This window comes from Pseudomonas sp. TSRC2-2 (genome assembly GCF_049897785.1).
Taxonomy (GTDB): domain Bacteria; phylum Pseudomonadota; class Gammaproteobacteria; order Pseudomonadales; family Pseudomonadaceae; genus Aquipseudomonas.
This window is the reverse complement of the sequence record NZ_JAFCWZ010000011.1, coordinates 205,839-221,799: the sequence shown is the minus strand read 5'-3', so window position 1 is coordinate 221,799 and position 15,961 is coordinate 205,839. Positions and strand designations below refer to the sequence as shown.

Here is a 15,961-nt window from a genome sequence, read left to right as displayed (position 1 = left end):
TCACTTGCCGCGAATCAGTTTGCGCAAGGCAAATCGGTTGGGGTGGCAGGCTTCGGCCACGCTGCGCGGCAGCGGCAGCGGCTCGTTGTCCAGCCACGCGGCGAGCAGTTCACCGGACAGCGGCGCGGTGATCAGTCCGCGCGAGCCGTGGCCGCTGTTGACATACAAGCCGTCAAGCCATGGGCAAGGGCTGTCCGGCACCTGCCGGGCATCCTTGCTCAATGCCGCGTAGGTTTGATTGAAGCTTTGCAGATCAGCGAGCGGGCCGACAATCGGCAGGTAATCAGGGCTGGTACAGCGAAACGCGGCGCGCCCCTCAAGGCCGTCGACCGACTGTTGATCAATGTGCAAACGGGCGGCGAGATCGCCGGAGATCTCTTCCAGCATGGCCAGGTTGCCTTGATGCTCGGCAGTCGTGGGGGTCAGATCGTCGCTGTTGAAGTCGAAACTCGCGCCCAGCGTGTGCTCGCCCAAGCGCGCCGGAGCGACGTAGCCTTCGGCGCACACCACCGTGGCCAAGGCTTGGCTTTCTGCGGTTTCAACCAGACGCGTGATTTGCCCGCGAATGCGCTTGAGCGGCAATTCGGCGCTCTGGGCAAAACGTTTGATTTCGGCAGCCCCGGCCAGCACTACAACCGGTGCGCTGGCGAGTAAACGTTCGCCGTCGAAGGCTTGCCACTGGTCTGCGACTTTGCGCAGCTGCAGGGCGTCGTGATGGCTGAGCAGTTCGATATGGGTGTGCATCGCCTGGGCCTGACACAGCGCCGGCGGATGCACCCAGCCGCCCTCGGGATAGAACAAACCGCCATGGGCCACGCCAACACCGGCGCGGGCCTGCGCTTCTGGCTGTTCCAGGCACTGCAAAAGATCTTCGGGGAACGCTGCCGCCAGTTGCGCGTGACGTTCGGCTTCCTTGGCATTGAACGCCAGTTGCAGCACGCCACAGTCGTCCCAGTCGCTGCCGCGTTGCAGGGTTTCCAGCAGGCGCCGGGTGTAACCGAAACCGCTGACGATCAACTGCGACAACGCGGTGCCATGGGCGGAAAGCTTGAGATAAAGCACGCCTTGCGGATTGCCTGAAGCTTCTTGCGCGACGGCCGCGTGACGTTCCAGCAGGCTCACCTGCCAGCCGCGCGCCGCCAGACTCGACGCCGTTGCGCAACCGGCCAGGCCGGCGCCGATCACCAGCGCCCGGCGTTCACCGCTCAGCGGCGCAGGGCGGGCGAACCAGGGTTTGGCCGGCTCTGGCGCAGCCACCTCGGCGGGCCAGCCGAGAAATTCGCCACGCAGGATTTCCCATTTATGGCCGATGCCCGGCGTGCGCTTCATCTTGAACCCGGCCGCGTTGAGCAAACGCCGGACCCAACCGGTGCTGGTGAACGTGCTGATAGTCGACCCCGGTGCGGCCAGACGCGCCAGCTCGACGAACAGCTCAGCGGTCCACATGTCGGGGTTTTTCGCCGGGGCGAAACCGTCGAGAAACCACGCGTCGATCTGCGCGTCGAGTTGTGGCAGTTGCGCCAGTGCATCGCCAATCAGCAGGGTCAGCGTCACGCGACCGTCGGCCAGCGTGATGCGCTGAAAGCCTTGATGAATCGCCACATAGTGCTTGAGCAGTTGATCGGCCAGGGATTTGAGTTGCGGCCACAGGGCCAAGGCCCGGTGCAGGTCCGCAGGCGCCAGCGGGTATTTCTCGACGCTGACAAAATGCAGACGTGCGCCCGCCACCGCGTGTTGCTCGAACAACTGCCAGGCGCAAAGAAAATTCAACCCGGTGCCAAAACCGGTTTCGCCAATGACCAGACGCCCATCCGCCGGCAGCGCAGCGAAACGCTCGGCCAGACGGTTCTGTTCGAGGAACACATAGCGAGTTTCCTCCAGCCCCGACTGGTCGGAAAAATACACGTCATCGAACACCCGCGAACGTGGGCGTCCGTGGTCATCCCAGTCGAGTTGGGCGTGGGGGATTTCGGCTTTCATGGCAGGCTCGGCGAACACAAGGCGGCCATTCTAGCCGATCGCGCGGGGGCTGCCTGATCCAGCGCAAGGTCCAGCGTCGACCGCTCGGGAACAATGGTTGCACGCAGGGAATTTATGCGCCGCGTCCGTGCCCAATCCGCTAGTCTTGCTGAACCCTGGAAGGAGCCGTCCCATGTTTGAATCCGCTGAAATCGGTCACGCCATCGACAAAGACACCTATGAGGCGGCGGTTCCTGCGCTGCGTGAAGCCTTGCTGGAAGCGCAGTTCGAGTTGCAGCAGCAGAAGCGCTTTCCGGTGATCATCCTGATCAACGGCATCGAAGGTGCGGGCAAGGGCGAGACGGTCAAACTGCTCAATGAATGGATGGATCCGCGCCTGATCGAAGTACGCACCTTCGACCAGCAAACCGATGAAGAACTCGCGCGGCCACCGGCGTGGCGCTACTGGCGGATGCTGCCGGCCAAGGGGCGCATGGGGATTTTCTTCGGCAACTGGTACAGCCAGATGTTGCAAGGCAGGGTCCATGGGCTGTTCAAGGATCCGCGTCTGGACCAGGCCATCGCCGGTGCCGAGCGTCTGGAAAAAATGCTCTGCGATGAAGGCGCGCTGATTTTCAAGTTCTGGTTTCACCTGTCCAAGAAGCAGATGAAAGCACGGCTCAAGTCGTTGGCTGACGACCCGCTGCACAGCTGGCGCATCAGTCCGCTGGACTGGCAGCAATCGCAGACCTACGACAAGTTCGTCAAATACGGCGAACGCGTGTTGCGCCGCACCAGCCGCGATTACGCGCCGTGGCACATCATCGAAGGCGCCGACGCCAACTACCGCAGCCTGGCGGTGGGCAAGATTCTCCTTGAAGGGCTGCAAAGTGCGCTCGAACGGGCCGAGGTCAATCCGCGCCAGGTCAGTGCCGCGCCGCTGGGTACGCCGGTCGATCAATTGAACCTGCTCGACAGCCTCGACCTCAGCCAGCGTCTGGACAAGAAGGATTACGAAGAACAACTGATCACCGAGCAAGCGCGCCTGTCCGGATTGATGCGCGATAAACGCATGCGCCGCCATGCGCTGATCGCGGTGTTCGAAGGCAATGACGCGGCGGGCAAGGGCGGCGCGATCCGGCGCGTTGCAGCGGCGCTCGACCCGCGTCAATACAGCATCGTCCCGATCGCTGCGCCGACCGAAGAAGAACGCGCGCACCCGTATCTGTGGCGGTTCTGGCGGCACCTGCCGGCGCGCGGCAAGTTCACCGTGTTCGATCGCTCTTGGTACGGCCGCGTACTGGTCGAGCGGATCGAGGGTTTTTGCAAACCGGCGGACTGGCTGCGCGCTTACGGCGAGATCAATGACTTTGAAGAGCAACTGGCCGACGCCGGCGTGATTGTCGTGAAGTTCTGGCTGGCCATCGATAAAGACACCCAGATGGAGCGCTTTCAGGAGCGCGAAGAGATCTCCTTCAAGCGCTTCAAGATCACCGAGGACGACTGGCGCAATCGGGAAAAGTGGGACGACTATCGTAGAGCGGTGGGCGACATGGTCGACCGCACCAGCACCGAAATCGCGCCGTGGACGCTGGTCGAGGCCAACGACAAGCGCTGGGCACGGGTAAAAGTGCTGCGCACGATCAACCGTGCGCTGGAAGACGCATTCGAGAAATCCGACAAAAAGGCCAGGAAGCACAAGGACTGAAGCGATGGCCGCGCATACGCCGGGTGAATGATCCTCGCGGTCGGCAAGAAGGTGGACTTATGCTCAGGCCCACTTTCAACCGACAACAACAATGAGGTATGCCATGCGTGAAGTGGTGATCGTCGACAGCGTGCGGACCGGCCTGGCCAAATCCTTTCGCGGCAAGTTCAACCAGACCCGCCCCGATGACATGGCGGCCCACTGCGTCAATGCGCTGCTGACACGCAACGATATCGACCCGGCGAGCGTCGAGGACTGCATCGTCGGCGCCGGCTCCAACGAAGGCGCGCAGGGTTACAACATCGGCCGCAACGTCGCGGTGCTCTCGCGTCTGGGCACCGGCACCGCCGGCATGACCCTCAACCGTTTCTGCTCGTCGGGTTTGCAGGCAATTGCGATTGCCGCTAATCAGATCGCCTCCGGTTGCAGCGACATCATCGTTGCCGGCGGCGTCGAGTCGATCAGCCTGACCCTGAAAAGCGTCAACACCGATCACCTGATCAACCCATTGCTCCAGCAACAGACCCCCGGCATCTACTTCACCATGGGCCAGACCGCCGAAGTGGTGGCACGACGTTACGGGGTCAGCCGCGAGGCGCAGGATCGCTATGCACTGCAAAGCCAGATTCGCACGGCTCACGCTCAGGCGGCCGGTCTGTTCGATGATGAAATCGTGCCGATGGCGGTGAAATACCGCGTCGAGGACAAGAACAGCGGCGAAGTGCAGATTCTCGATGGCGTGGTCGAGCGCGACGACTGCAACCGTCCGGACACCACCTACGAAAGCCTTGCCGGATTGAAACCGGTCTTCGCCGAAGATGGCTCGGTGACGGCGGGCAATTCATCGCAGCTGTCCGACGGCGCCTCGATGACATTGGTGATGAGCCTGGATAAAGCCCTGGAATTGGGACTCAAGCCGAAAGCATTTTTCCGGGGCTTCACTGTGGCCGGTTGCGAGCCGGACGAAATGGGCATCGGCCCAGTGTTCTCGGTGCCGAAACTGCTCAAGGCCAAAGGTTTGCAGGTGGCGGATATCGATCTGTGGGAGTTGAACGAGGCGTTCGCTTCGCAGTGCCTGTACAGCCGCGATCGCCTGGAGATCGATAACGAAAAGTACAACGTCAACGGCGGTTCGATTTCCATCGGCCACCCGTTCGGCATGACCGGCTCGCGCCAGGTCGGGCATTTGATCCGGGAATTGCAGCGACGCCATTTGCGCTACGGCATCGTCACCATGTGTGTGGGCGGCGGGATGGGGGCGAGTGGGTTGTTTGAGGCGGTTCGATAAAGGATCGGTTGCCTGTACAGGGCTCTTCGCGAGCAAGCCCGCTCCCACAGGTGATCGCATTCCCCGGTGGGAGCGGGCTTGCTCGCGAAGGAATCACCTCGGTTCAGCGCCTGGAATCCTGCCGCTGCATCCGCGCTATATAAGCCTGAATTTCCTTCTCTATAACCTGACTGTCAAACGGCCCCTCAAGAGTATTTTCCCGGGTGCTGAAATACAGCTCGCCATTGACCCTACACACGCGGTCGCTGCGAAAACGAGTGGCGGGGGCGCTGTCCTCGGCGCGCATGGCGTACATGTCGGTCTCCCTGATCAATGCGTTCGAAAGTCTGCAACCAGCTTATGCCTGAAGCACTTGGTGCGCCTGCCCGGCCGATCAACGGCGAAGCGTCGGTTTACGGCTGCGACCTGCACAGTTTCATTCGCGGCCTGCCGGCAACTGTCCCTGTGTTGCACGCGGTCGGGCGCCTAGAATGAGTGTTCTTGTCAGCAGGATTTTGGGGTTCGCATGCACATTTCATCGGGGCGCTGGGTATACGGACTGTTCCTGGCGCTGCTGACCGCGTTTCTGTGGGGCATCCTGCCGATCAAGCTCAAACAGGTGCTGCAGGTGATGGACCCGGTGACGGTGACCTGGTTTCGCCTGACGGTGTCCGGTGGCTGCCTGTTCATCTATCTGGCTTCGGTCAAACGCCTGCCGAGTCGCAAAGTGCTGGGCCCCAAGGGCGGCTGGCTGGTGCTGATGGCGGTGCTCGGGCTGGTCGGCAATTACGTGCTGTACCTGATGGGCCTCAACCTGCTCAGCCCCGGCACCGCGCAACTGGTGGTGCAGATGGGACCGATCATGTTGTTGATCGCCAGTCTGTTCGTGTTCAAGGAACGCTTCAGCATCGGCCAGGGCATCGGCTTGCTGGTGTTGCTGATCGGCTTTGGCCTGTTCTTCAACCAGCGCCTGGCCGAGCTGTTGACCTCGCTGTCCGATTACACTGCCGGCGTGTTGTTGGTCTTGCTGGCATCGACGGTCTGGACCTTTTATGCGCTGGGGCAGAAGCAATTGCTCACGGTGTGGAATTCATTGCAGGTAATGATGGTGATCTACCTGTTCTGCGCGCTGTTGCTGACGCCGTGGGTGCATCCGCTCGAAGCGCTGAACCTCAGCCCGCTGCAGGGTTGGCTGCTGTTGGCGTGCTGCATGAATACCTTGATCGCCTACGGCGCATTCGCCGAAGCACTGGCACATTGGGAAGCATCGCGGGTCAGCGCAACACTGGCGATCACGCCGCTGGTGACGTTTGTGGCTGTGGCAATCGCGGCGCGGGTCTGGCCCGAGTTTGTGCATGCCGAGCAGATCAATGCGCTGGGCTATGGCGGGGCGGTGCTGGTGGTGCTGGGTTCGGCACTGGTCGCGTTGGGGCCATCGTTGATTGCCGGGCTCAGGGCGCGGCGGATGCGTATAGCAGCAGGTTGATCGAGTCATCGTTCTCCGCGAGCAAGCCCGCTCCCACACTTGAGCGCATTTGCAACATGAGAATGCGGCCAAATGTGGGAGCGGGCTTGCTCGCGAAGGCGGACTGACAGGCGCTAAAAATCTTAACCCTTGGCACCCGCCTCGATCATGTTCTCCGGCCGCACCCACGCATCGAACTCTTCATCAGTCAGATAACCCAGCTGCAACGCCGCCTCACGCAAGGTCAGCCCTTCGCTGTAGGCCTTCTTGGCGATCTCTGCCGACTTGTCGTAACCGATGTGCGGGTTGAGCGCAGTCACCAGCATCAGCCCACGTTCCAAATGTTGGGCCATCGCTTCGGCATCCGGCTCGAGCCCGGCAATGCAGTGCTGCTGGAAGTTGCTGCAGCCATCGCCCAGCAAACGGATCGATTGCAGCAGGTTATGAATGATCACCGGTTTGAACACGTTCAACTGCAAATGCCCCTGGCTGGCAGCAAAACCGATCGCCACGTCGTTGCCGAGCACCTGACAGGCGAGCATCGACAACGCTTCGCACTGAGTCGGGTTGACCTTGCCGGGCATGATCGAGCTGCCCGGCTCGTTCGCCGGCAGCTTCACTTCGGCGAAACCGGCACGGGGACCTGAGCCGAGCAGGCGTAGATCATTGGCGATTTTCATCAGCGCCACGGCGAGGGTTTTCAGCGCACCGGACAGCGTTACCAGCGGCTCATGGCCGGCCAGCGCGGCGAACTTGTTCGGCGCGGTGACGAACGGCAAGCCAGACAGCGCAGCGAGCTCGGCGGCAATCGCCTCACCGAAACCGTGTGGCGAGTTCAGCCCGGTACCGACTGCGGTGCCGCCCTGAGCCAGCTCGCAGACCGCCGGCAGCGCGGCGCGAATCGCACGCTCGGCGTAATCCAGTTGCGCGATGAAGCCGGACAGCTCCTGACCGAAGGTGATCGGCGTCGCGTCCATCATGTGCGTGCGTCCGGTCTTGACCAGTTTCATGTGCCGCGCCGCCAGTTCAGCGAGGCCGCCGGACAACTCGGCAATCGCCGGCAGCAGTTGTTCCTGCACCGCTTTGGCGGTGGCAATGCTCATGGCGGTGGGGAAGCAGTCATTGGAGCTTTGCGAGCGGTTGACGTGATCGTTCGGGTGCACCGGCGATTTGCCGCCGCGCGGGTTGCCGGCCAGTTCGTTGGCACGACCGGCGATCACTTCGTTGACGTTCATGTTGCTCTGGGTGCCGCTGCCGGTCTGCCAGACCACCAGCGGGAACTGCTCGTCATGTTCGCCGGCGAGGACTTCATCGGCGGCCTGTTCGATCAGGCGGGCAATGTCGGCCGGCAGATCGCCGTTGCGGTCGTTGACCCGCGCGGCGGCTTTCTTGATCAGCGCCAGGGCATGCAGCACCGGCAGCGGCATGCGCTCCTGACCGATGGCGAAGTTGATCAGCGAGCGTTGCGTCTGAGCACCCCAGTAAGCGTCGTCCGGGACTTCGATCTGGCCCAGGCTGTCGGTTTCGATACGGCTCATCGTGCACACTCCTGTTGGTCTGTTGGCGCAATTTAGGCCGGTGTCGCCCCGGGTGGTTCCATCGGCTCGATTGTTGACCGCAAAACCCCGCCAATCAAGCGTGGCAAGGGTCGGGGGTTGAGCCACAGCGATTGTTAGGCGCAGAATGGTCGCCCTTGGGGTTCGACCTCGCTTTGCTTAAAGGAAACTCGATGACTCGTCTTCGCGCCATCTGTACCGCGGTTGCACTGGTTTGCGCCAGCGGCCAGGTGCTTGCCGATACCGCCAGCCACAACGCCAGTGCCGAAGCTTTCCTGACGCTGGCTCACGCTGACAAGCTGGGCACCCCGGTGTACATGCAAGTGCAGCAAATGTTCGCCCAGCGCTTTGAACAGACCAAAGCCCCGGAGTCGAAGAAAGCCGTGCTCGAAACCTACCAGGCCAAGGCCAACGCCGCGCTGGACCAGGCCATCGGCTGGAACAAGCTCAAGCCCGACATGGTCAAGCTCTACACCAGCAACTTCAGCGAATCCGAGCTGAAAGATCTGGTTGCTTTCTACAAATCGCCACTGGGCAAGAAAGTCCTCGAAAAAATGCCGCAGCTGACCCAGCAGTCGGCGCAGATGACCCAGGGCAAGCTGGAAAGCGCAGTGCCGGTGGTCAACAAGCTGCTCGACGACATGACCAAAGAGCTGGACCCGAAAGGCGCCGCTGCGCCGGCCAAGAAGAAGTAAGCGGAGTTCGTGATGACCATGCAACAACGCATCGAATCGACGCTGGCCCTGTTACAGCCTGAGCACCTGCAAGTGCTGGACGAAAGCCACATGCACAGTCGCGGGTTACAGACCCACTACAAGGCGGTGGTGGTCAGCGCGCAGTTCGAAGGCCTGAACCGGGTCAAGCGCCACCAGAAGGTCTACGGTACGCTCGGCGAGTTGATGGGCGAGTTCCATGCGTTGGCGCTGCACACCTACACCCCGCAGGAGTGGGCAGAGATCGATGGCGCTCCGGCGTCGCCGACCTGTGCCGGCGGCAGCAAACATTAAGATCAAAAGATCCAAGCCCTCGGCAGCACCTGCTTTGGAATGCGTTCCCCTGTAGGAGCTGCCGCAGGCTGCGATCTTTTTTGCTAGAATCCGCAACGCGCCGCTTAGCCGGCGCGTTTTTTTTGAATCCGGTTCACCCTTTGCGAGGGTAGCCACCTGGAGAAATACCCATGACACAACCGATTGTCGTGGCGGCACTGTACAAGTTCGTCACCCTCGAAGATTACGTTGACCTGCGCGAGCCCCTGCTGCAAGCGATGGTCGACAACGGTATCAAAGGCACTTTGCTGATTGCCGAAGAAGGCATCAACGGCACCGTTTCCGGCACCCGCGAAGGCATCGACGGACTGCTCGCCTGGCTCAAGAACGATCCGCGCATGGTCGACATCGACCACAAGGAATCGTACTGCGACGAGCAGCCGTTCTACCGCACCAAGGTCAAGCTGAAGAAAGAGATCGTCACCCTCGGCGTCGAAGGCGTTGACCCGAACAAGAAGGTCGGCACCTACGTTGAGCCGCAGGACTGGAACGCGCTGATCAGCGATCCGGAAGTGCTGCTGATCGACACGCGCAACGATTACGAAGTGTCGATCGGCACCTTCGAAGGCGCCATCGATCCGAAAACCACCAGTTTTCGCGAGTTTCCCGACTACATCAAAGAACACTTCGACCCGGCCGTGCACAAGAAGGTCGCGATGTTCTGCACCGGCGGCATCCGCTGCGAGAAAGCCTCGAGCTACATGCTCGGCGAAGGTTTCGAAGAGGTTTACCACCTCAAGGGCGGCATCCTGAAGTACCTCGAAGAGGTGCCGCAGGAAGAAACCAAGTGGCGCGGCGACTGCTTCGTCTTCGACAACCGCGTGACCGTGCGTCACGACCTGACGGAAGGCGACTACGATCAATGTCATGCCTGCCGCACCCCGGTCAGCGTTGAAGATCGCGCCTCCGAGCACTACGTCGCCGGCATCAGTTGCCCGCACTGCTGGGACAAGCTCAGCGAGAAAACCCGGCGCAGCGCCATTGATCGGCAAAAGCAGATCGAACTGGCCAAGGCGCGCAACCAGCCGCACCCGATCGGCTACAACTATAAGCAAGCATCCACCGAGGCTTAACCATGTCTGCGCGCCTGCTCTATGTGATGGATCCGATGTGTTCATGGTGCTGGGGTTTTGCTCCGGTGGCCAAGGCACTGGTCGAGCAGGCGCAGGCAGCCGGGGTCGAGCTGCATCTGGTGGTTGGCGGTCTGCGCACCGGCAGCGGCTCGGCGCTGGAGCCGACCACCCGGCGTTACATTCTTGAGCACTGGCAAGCCGTCACCGAGGCCACCGGCCAGCCGTTCAAACTTGACGGTGCGCTGCCCGACGGTTTTGTCTACGACACCGAGCCTGCCTGTCGCGCCATCGTTACCGCGCGCAGTCTGGCGCCGGATTGCGCCTGGACATTGGTTGGGCTGATCCAGCAGGCGTTTTACGCAGAGGGTCGCGATGTCACCCAGGCCAGCGTGCTGGTCGAACTGGCGGAGCAGGCCGGGGTGCCGCGTATCGAGTTCGCCGCGTTGTTCGATCATGCCGATCAGCACAAGGCGACCCAGGCCGACTTCACGTGGGTGCAGGATCTGGGCATCGCCGGTTTCCCGACCCTGCTGGCCGAGCGCAACGGGCAACTGGCGCTGCTGACCAATGGCTATCAACCGCTCAGCGAGCTGTCGCCGTTGCTCGGCCGCTGGCTGGAGCGTGCGGCCTGTGTCTGACCTTGCCGATGACACGCCAGCCGTAGAGCGTGTCGACCGGCTGAGCTGGGCTGAAGTCCGGCGTCTGGCACTGCATCACAAAAAATCCCTGTGGATCGCCAATGGCGTGGCCGTGCTGGCGACGCTGTGCAGTGTGCCGATTCCATTGCTACTGCCGTTGCTGGTGGACGAAGTCCTGCTTGGCCACGGCGATGCCGCACTGAAAGTCATGAACCACTTCCTGCCGAGCATGTGGCAGCAGGCGGCGGGTTATATCGGCTTGATGCTGGTGGTGACCCTCACCTTGCGCTGCAGCGCTCTGTGTTTTGGTGTGTTGCAGTCGCGGCTGTTTGCGCGGCTGGCCAAGGACATCGTCTACCGCATCCGCGTGCGTCTGATCGAGCGGCTCAAGCGCATTTCCCTTGGCGAATACGAAAGCCTGGGCAGCGGCACGGTGACCACGCATCTGGTCACCGATCTGGATACCCTCGACAAATTCGTCGGAGAAACCCTCAGCCGTTTCCTCGTGGCCATGCTCACGCTGGTCGGCACCGCGAGCATTTTGATGTGGATGCACTGGAAGCTGGCGCTGCTGATTCTGCTGTTCAACCCGTTGGTGATCTACGCCACGGTGCAGTTGGGCAAACGGGTCAAACACCTGAAGAAACTCGAGAACGACAGCACCTCACGCTTCACTCAGGCGCTGAGCGAAACGCTCGATGCGATTCAGGAAGTGCGCGCCGGCAATCGCCAGGGCTATTTCCTCGGGCGCCTCGGTTTGCGCGCGCAGGAAGTGCGCAATTACGCCGTCAACTCGCAGTGGAAAACCGACGCCTCGAACCGCGCCAGTGGTTTGTTGTTCCAGTTCGGCATCGACATCTTTCGTGCCGCAGCGATGCTCACCGTATTGTTTTCCGACCTGTCGATCGGGCAGATGCTCGCGGTGTTCAGTTACCTGTGGTTCATGATCGGCCCGGTCGAACAGCTGCTCAATCTGCAATACGCCTATTACGCGGCGGGCGGTGCGCTGACGCGGATCAACGAACTGCTGGCGCGCGCCGACGAGCCGCAGTATCCCGGTGGCGTTGATCCATTCAAGGGGCGCGACACCGTCGGCATCGAGGTGCAAGGCCTGAGTTTCGGTTATGGCGATGAACTGGTGCTGGATCAGATGAACCTGTCGATCCTGCCCGGCGAAAAAGTCGCGATCGTCGGCGCCAGCGGCGGTGGCAAAAGTACTTTGGTGCAGTTGCTCTTGGGGCTGTACACGCCAGCGGCCGGGAGCATTCGCTTCGGCGGATCGACCCAGCAGGAGATCGGTCTGGAGACGGTGCGCGAGAATGTCGCCGTGGTCTTGCAGCATCCGGCGCTGTTCAACGACAGCGTGCGTGCCAACCTGACCATGGGGAGGATGCGCAGCGACGAAGCCTGCTGGCAGGCGTTGGAAATCGCGCAAATGGCCGCGACCATCCGCGCGCTGCCCGACGGCCTCGACAGCATCGTCGGGCGTTCCGGCGTGCGTTTGTCCGGCGGCCAGCGCCAACGTCTGGCGATCGCACGGATGATTCTCGCCGAGCCGAAAGTGGTGATTCTCGACGAAGCCACTTCGGCCCTCGATGCCGCTACCGAGTACAACCTGCATCAAGCGATGGCGAAGTTTCTCAACGGCCGCACCACACTGATCATCGCCCATCGCCTGTCGGCGGTGAAACAGGCGGACCGGGTGCTGGTGTTCGACGGCGGGCAGATCGCCGAGGACGGCGATCATCGCCAACTGATCGCCGACGGCGGTCTCTACGCCAAGCTTTACGGCAACTTGCAACAGCACTGATCGAAACCCTCGCCGACCTGTCAGAGGTTCTGCGTGCGGTGTAACGCCGCGCCTTGCCTTGAACGAGAACCCCACCTAGTCTCGTCATAGCGAATTCGCCCGGAAGGCGAGCGGGCAGTGCTCATGCAAGGAATCTCATGAAGCAAAAGCAGACTCTGGGAACGCCACGGTTGTTGGGTATCGTCTGGCCCTTTATTGCTGTCGTGGTGTTCCAGGCATTACTGGGGGGCGTGAGCCTTTACGTGCTCTCGGCCGTGCGTGGCTACGTGGCCGGCGAAAGCCTGTGGTCCAAGGGCCAGAAGGATGCCATCTATTACCTCAATCTCTACGCCGACAGCCGTGACGAGGCGATCTACCGCAAATACCTGACGGCTATTGCCGTGCCTCAGGGCGGTCACCAATTGCGTCTGGCGCTCGATCGTCAACCGCCGGATCTGCAAGCGGCGCGCGAAGGCATTCTGCAGGGTGGCAATCACCCCGACGACGTCTCCAGCCTGATCTGGCTGTATCTGAATTTTCGCCACTTCAGTTATCTCGAAACCGCGATTGATCGCTGGACAATCGGCGATGCCTACCTCGACCGACTGCACGAAGTAGCGCAGGAGATGCACCAAGGCATTGCCCGCAACCAGGCCAGCCCCGGCGATGTGCAGCGCTGGAAAGTGCAGATATTTGCCATCAACGATGCCGTGACCCCAGCGGCGAAAGCCTTCAGTGATGCCTTGGGCGAAGGCTCGCGGGTGATCATGCGCCTGTTGCTGTTTACCAACCTGGCCACTGCGCTGGGCCTGATCGTGCTGGCGCTGTGGCGCACGCACAAACTGCTCAGGCAGCGTCATGAATTTGCCCAGGCACTGCAACTTGAGAAGGATCGCGCGCACATCACCCTGCAGTCGATCGGTGATGGCGTAATCACTACCGACGTCAACGGCGCGATCGACTACATGAACCCGGCCGCCGAAGCCATGACTCACTGGAAGGCCGAGCAGGCGGCGGGCCTGCCGTTGTCGGCGCTGTTCAACCTGCTTGACGAAAACGCCCAGACCGAAGGGCTGACGCTGATCGAACACATTCTCAGCGGCCAGCTCAGCGGTGGTAGCGAACATTCCAAGCTGATCCAGCGTCTGGATGGCAGCACCCTGTCGGTGACTCTGGTCGGTGCACCGATCCGCAACGCCGGCAATGTCAGCGGCACGGTGCTGGTGCTGCATGACATGACGCAGGAGCGGCAATACATCGCCAATCTGTCCTGGCAGGCGACCCACGATGCGCTGACCGGGCTGGCCAACCGTCGCGAATTCGAATACCGCCTCGAACAGGCGTTGCACAACCTCACTCGCCAGCCCGGGCGGCATGCGCTGATGTTCCTCGATCTCGACCAGTTCAAACTGGTCAACGACACCTGCGGCCATGCGGCAGGCGATGAGCTGTTGCGGCATATCTGCACGCTGTTGCAATCGGGCCTGCGCGAGGGCGACACCTTGGCGCGGCTGGGTGGCGATGAGTTCGGTATCCTGCTGGAGAACTGCGCGCCGGAGGTCGCGGAGAAGATTGCCGAGAGCCTGCGTCAGACGGTGCAGAACCTGCATTTTGTCTGGAAAGGGCGGCCGTTCCTGACCACGGTCAGTATCGGTCTAGTGCATGTGGCGCAGAATCCAACCACCCTCGAGGCCTCGTTGCGTGCGGCGGACATGGCTTGCTACATGGCCAAGGAAAAGGGACGCAACCGCGTCCAGGTCTACCACGCTGACGATTCCGAACTTTCCATGCGCTTCGGTGAAATGGCCTGGGTGCAGCGCCTGCACATGGCGCTGGAGGAAAACCGCTTCTGCCTGTATGCCCAGCAGATCGCGCCGCTAAAACCGCAACCCGGCGAGGCCGGACACATCGAGATCCTCCTGCGTTTGCATGATGAGTCCGGGCGGATGATTTTGCCTGACAGCTTTATCCCGGCGGCGGAACGGTACGGTTTGATGACTCAGTTAGATCGCTGGGTAGTGCAGAACGTTTTCAAGGTTATTGCTCAGTGTATTGAGCAGGAACATGAACTTCCTTTAGCCATGTGTGCGATTAATCTGTCAGGCATTACTATCGGAGATGACGACTTTTTGCACTTCCTCAGGGACCAGTTCGTTAACTACGCTATACCGCCTGAAATGATTTGTTTTGAAATTACCGAAACCAGTGCAATCGCGAATCTAGGCAGCGCAATCCGTTTTATCAATGAACTCAAAGGTTTAGGTTGTCACTTTTCCTTAGATGACTTTTGTGCCGGAATGTCTTCATTCGCTTACTTGAAACATTTGCCTGTAGACTTCCTGAAGATCGACGGGAGTTTCGTAAAGGACATGCTGGACGACCCGATTAATCGGGCAATGGTCGAGGTGATCAATCACATCGGCCACGTCATGGGTAAGCAGACAATTGCCGAGTTTGTTGAAACTAACCAGATCGAACAGGCATTGCTTGAAATAGGTGTGGATTACGCTCAGGGTTATGTTATCGAGCGTCCGCAGTTGTTTACCTGTGACAGTTTGCAAAGTCGCCCTGCCAGACCGCAGCCGTTGTTGTTCAAAGCGCCTGGCACGTTCCGTTGAAGTCTCTCGCCGATCCTTGCCATCACAAATCAAAAGGAGCCGAACAGTGATCGACACATTCAACCGAACCGGACCCCTCATGGAAGCTGCAAGTTATCCTGTCTGGGCACAACAGCTCATTCAGGACTGCAGCGAGAGCAAGCGCCGGGTTGTCGAACATGAACTTTATCAGCGCATGCGGGACAACAAACTCAGCGCAAAAACCATGCGCCAGTACCTGATCGGGGGCTGGCCGGTCGTCGAGCAGTTTGCCTTGTACATGGCGCAGAACCTCACCAAGACCCGCTTCGCCCGCCATCCCGGCGAAGACATGGCGCGGCGCTGGCTGATGCGCAACATCCGCGTCGAACTCAACCATGCCGATTACTGGATGCACTGGAGCCGCGCCCATGGCGTCAGCCTCGAAGATCTCCAGGCCCAGCAAGTGCCGCCCGAGTTGCACGCGCTGAGTCACTGGTGCTGGCACACCAGCTCGGCGGATTCGTTGATCGTGGCGATTGCCGCGACCAACTATGCGATCGAGGGCGCGACCGGGGAGTGGTCTGCGGTGGTCTGCTCGACCGGCGTCTACGCGGCGGCGTTCCCGGAAGAGGTTCGCAAACGCGCAATGAAATGGCTGAAGATGCATGCCCAGTACGACGATGCCCATCCGTGGGAAGCGCTGGAAATCATCTGCACCCTGGCCGGCATGAATCCGAGCAAGGCTTTGCAGGCCGAGCTGCGGCAGGCGATCTGCAAGAGCTATGACTATATGTACCTGTTTCTGGAGCGGTGCATGCAGCTTGAGGCCTCGGAGCGGCTGATGGTCAACCGCGAGCGCAGGACCGTCGTCGAGAGCTGAT

General features: G+C 60.9%; 14 protein-coding genes. 11 read left to right on the top strand and 3 right to left on the bottom strand.

The window, feature by feature from the left end:
* The gene (gene mnmC, locus ACP7D9_RS22200; protein WP_426159622.1) at nucleotides 1–1,980 is read right to left on the bottom strand and encodes a bifunctional tRNA (5-methylaminomethyl-2-thiouridine)(34)-methyltransferase MnmD/FAD-dependent 5-carboxymethylaminomethyl-2-thiouridine(34) oxidoreductase MnmC; all 1,980 of its coding nucleotides are present in this window, start codon (nucleotides 1,978–1,980) and stop codon (nucleotides 1–3) included.
* Between the two features lie 172 nt (nucleotides 1,981–2,152).
* On the opposite strand from mnmC, the gene pap reads away from it, so the two are divergent.
* Both pap and ACP7D9_RS22190 read left to right on the top strand, forming a co-directional pair.
* Nucleotides 2,153–3,667 (top strand): polyphosphate:AMP phosphotransferase, encoded by a 1,515-nt coding sequence (gene pap, locus ACP7D9_RS22195; protein ID WP_101156366.1) that lies wholly within the window; start codon nucleotides 2,153–2,155, stop codon nucleotides 3,665–3,667.
* Between the two features lie 103 nt (nucleotides 3,668–3,770).
* Entirely contained in the window at nucleotides 3,771–4,955 is a 1,185-nt protein-coding gene (locus tag ACP7D9_RS22190; protein ID WP_426159621.1) for a thiolase family protein, read from the top strand.
* 103 nt (nucleotides 4,956–5,058) lie between these two features.
* Here the strand turns inward: ACP7D9_RS22190 and ACP7D9_RS22185 are convergent, their stop codons facing one another.
* On the bottom strand, nucleotides 5,059–5,250 hold the full coding sequence (locus ACP7D9_RS22185) for a DUF6316 family protein (RefSeq protein WP_101156371.1): 192 nt from the start codon (nucleotides 5,248–5,250) through the stop codon (nucleotides 5,059–5,061).
* 44 nt (nucleotides 5,251–5,294) lie between these two features.
* On the opposite strand from ACP7D9_RS22185, the gene ACP7D9_RS22180 reads away from it, so the two are divergent.
* Nucleotides 5,295–5,429: a hypothetical protein gene (locus ACP7D9_RS22180; RefSeq protein ID WP_256589679.1), complete on the top strand. Its 135-nt coding sequence runs from the start codon at nucleotides 5,295–5,297 to the stop codon at nucleotides 5,427–5,429.
* 31 nt (nucleotides 5,430–5,460) lie between these two features.
* The gene (locus tag ACP7D9_RS22175) at nucleotides 5,461–6,420 is read left to right on the top strand and encodes a DMT family transporter (RefSeq protein WP_426159620.1); all 960 of its coding nucleotides are present in this window, start codon (nucleotides 5,461–5,463) and stop codon (nucleotides 6,418–6,420) included.
* 122 nt (nucleotides 6,421–6,542) lie between these two features.
* Here ACP7D9_RS22175 and ACP7D9_RS22170 read toward each other — a convergent pair whose 3' ends face one another.
* On the bottom strand, nucleotides 6,543–7,937 hold the full coding sequence (locus ACP7D9_RS22170; protein WP_101156376.1) for a class II fumarate hydratase: 1,395 nt from the start codon (nucleotides 7,935–7,937) through the stop codon (nucleotides 6,543–6,545).
* Nucleotides 7,938–8,128: 191 nt separating this feature from the next.
* Here ACP7D9_RS22170 and ACP7D9_RS22165 point away from each other — a divergent pair, with 191 nt between their 5' ends.
* The 7 genes from ACP7D9_RS22165 to ACP7D9_RS22135 all read left to right on the top strand — a co-directional run bounded on the left by ACP7D9_RS22165 (nucleotide 8,129) and on the right by ACP7D9_RS22135 (nucleotide 15,960).
* The gene (locus tag ACP7D9_RS22165) at nucleotides 8,129–8,650 is read left to right on the top strand and encodes a DUF2059 domain-containing protein (protein ID WP_101156378.1); all 522 of its coding nucleotides are present in this window, start codon (nucleotides 8,129–8,131) and stop codon (nucleotides 8,648–8,650) included.
* Between the two features lie 12 nt (nucleotides 8,651–8,662).
* Entirely contained in the window at nucleotides 8,663–8,962 is a 300-nt protein-coding gene (locus ACP7D9_RS22160) for a BolA family protein (RefSeq protein WP_101156381.1), read from the top strand.
* A 170-nt stretch (nucleotides 8,963–9,132) separates the two neighbouring features.
* Entirely contained in the window at nucleotides 9,133–10,074 is a 942-nt protein-coding gene (locus ACP7D9_RS22155) for a rhodanese-related sulfurtransferase (RefSeq protein ID WP_426159619.1), read from the top strand.
* Between the two features lie 35 nt (nucleotides 10,075–10,109).
* Nucleotides 10,110–10,712: a DsbA family protein gene (locus ACP7D9_RS22150; protein WP_178081144.1), complete on the top strand. Its 603-nt coding sequence runs from the start codon at nucleotides 10,110–10,112 to the stop codon at nucleotides 10,710–10,712.
* Nucleotides 10,705–12,522, top strand: a complete 1,818-nt coding sequence (locus ACP7D9_RS22145; protein ID WP_101156390.1) for an ABC transporter ATP-binding protein — start codon at nucleotides 10,705–10,707, stop codon at nucleotides 12,520–12,522. The genes ACP7D9_RS22150 and ACP7D9_RS22145 overlap by 8 nt, the downstream gene beginning before the upstream one ends.
* A 137-nt stretch (nucleotides 12,523–12,659) precedes the next feature.
* On the top strand, nucleotides 12,660–15,119 hold the full coding sequence (locus ACP7D9_RS22140) for an EAL domain-containing protein (protein ID WP_426159618.1): 2,460 nt from the start codon (nucleotides 12,660–12,662) through the stop codon (nucleotides 15,117–15,119).
* Nucleotides 15,120–15,198: 79 nt separating this feature from the next.
* The gene (locus tag ACP7D9_RS22135; protein WP_426159617.1) at nucleotides 15,199–15,960 is read left to right on the top strand and encodes a TenA family transcriptional regulator; all 762 of its coding nucleotides are present in this window, start codon (nucleotides 15,199–15,201) and stop codon (nucleotides 15,958–15,960) included.
* The last annotated feature ends 1 nt before the right edge of the window (nucleotide 15,961 follow it).

Bases quoted from the DNA above. Each gene is read 5' to 3' on its own strand.
- mnmC (WP_426159622.1), bottom strand. From the start codon at position 1,980: ATGAAAGCCGAAATCCCCCACGCCCAACTCGACTGGGATGACCACGGA.
- pap (WP_101156366.1), top strand. From the start codon at position 2,153: ATGTTTGAATCCGCTGAAATCGGTCACGCCATCGACAAAGACACCTAT.
- ACP7D9_RS22190 (WP_426159621.1), top strand. From the start codon at position 3,771: ATGCGTGAAGTGGTGATCGTCGACAGCGTGCGGACCGGCCTGGCCAAA.
- ACP7D9_RS22185 (WP_101156371.1), bottom strand. From the start codon at position 5,250: ATGTACGCCATGCGCGCCGAGGACAGCGCCCCCGCCACTCGTTTTCGC.
- ACP7D9_RS22180 (WP_256589679.1), top strand. From the start codon at position 5,295: ATGCCTGAAGCACTTGGTGCGCCTGCCCGGCCGATCAACGGCGAAGCG.
- ACP7D9_RS22175 (WP_426159620.1), top strand. From the start codon at position 5,461: ATGCACATTTCATCGGGGCGCTGGGTATACGGACTGTTCCTGGCGCTG.
- ACP7D9_RS22170 (WP_101156376.1), bottom strand. From the start codon at position 7,937: ATGAGCCGTATCGAAACCGACAGCCTGGGCCAGATCGAAGTCCCGGAC.
- ACP7D9_RS22165 (WP_101156378.1), top strand. From the start codon at position 8,129: ATGACTCGTCTTCGCGCCATCTGTACCGCGGTTGCACTGGTTTGCGCC.
- ACP7D9_RS22160 (WP_101156381.1), top strand. From the start codon at position 8,663: ATGACCATGCAACAACGCATCGAATCGACGCTGGCCCTGTTACAGCCT.
- ACP7D9_RS22155 (WP_426159619.1), top strand. From the start codon at position 9,133: ATGACACAACCGATTGTCGTGGCGGCACTGTACAAGTTCGTCACCCTC.
- ACP7D9_RS22150 (WP_178081144.1), top strand. From the start codon at position 10,110: ATGTGTTCATGGTGCTGGGGTTTTGCTCCGGTGGCCAAGGCACTGGTC.
- ACP7D9_RS22140 (WP_426159618.1), top strand. From the start codon at position 12,660: ATGAAGCAAAAGCAGACTCTGGGAACGCCACGGTTGTTGGGTATCGTC.
- ACP7D9_RS22135 (WP_426159617.1), top strand. From the start codon at position 15,199: ATGGAAGCTGCAAGTTATCCTGTCTGGGCACAACAGCTCATTCAGGAC.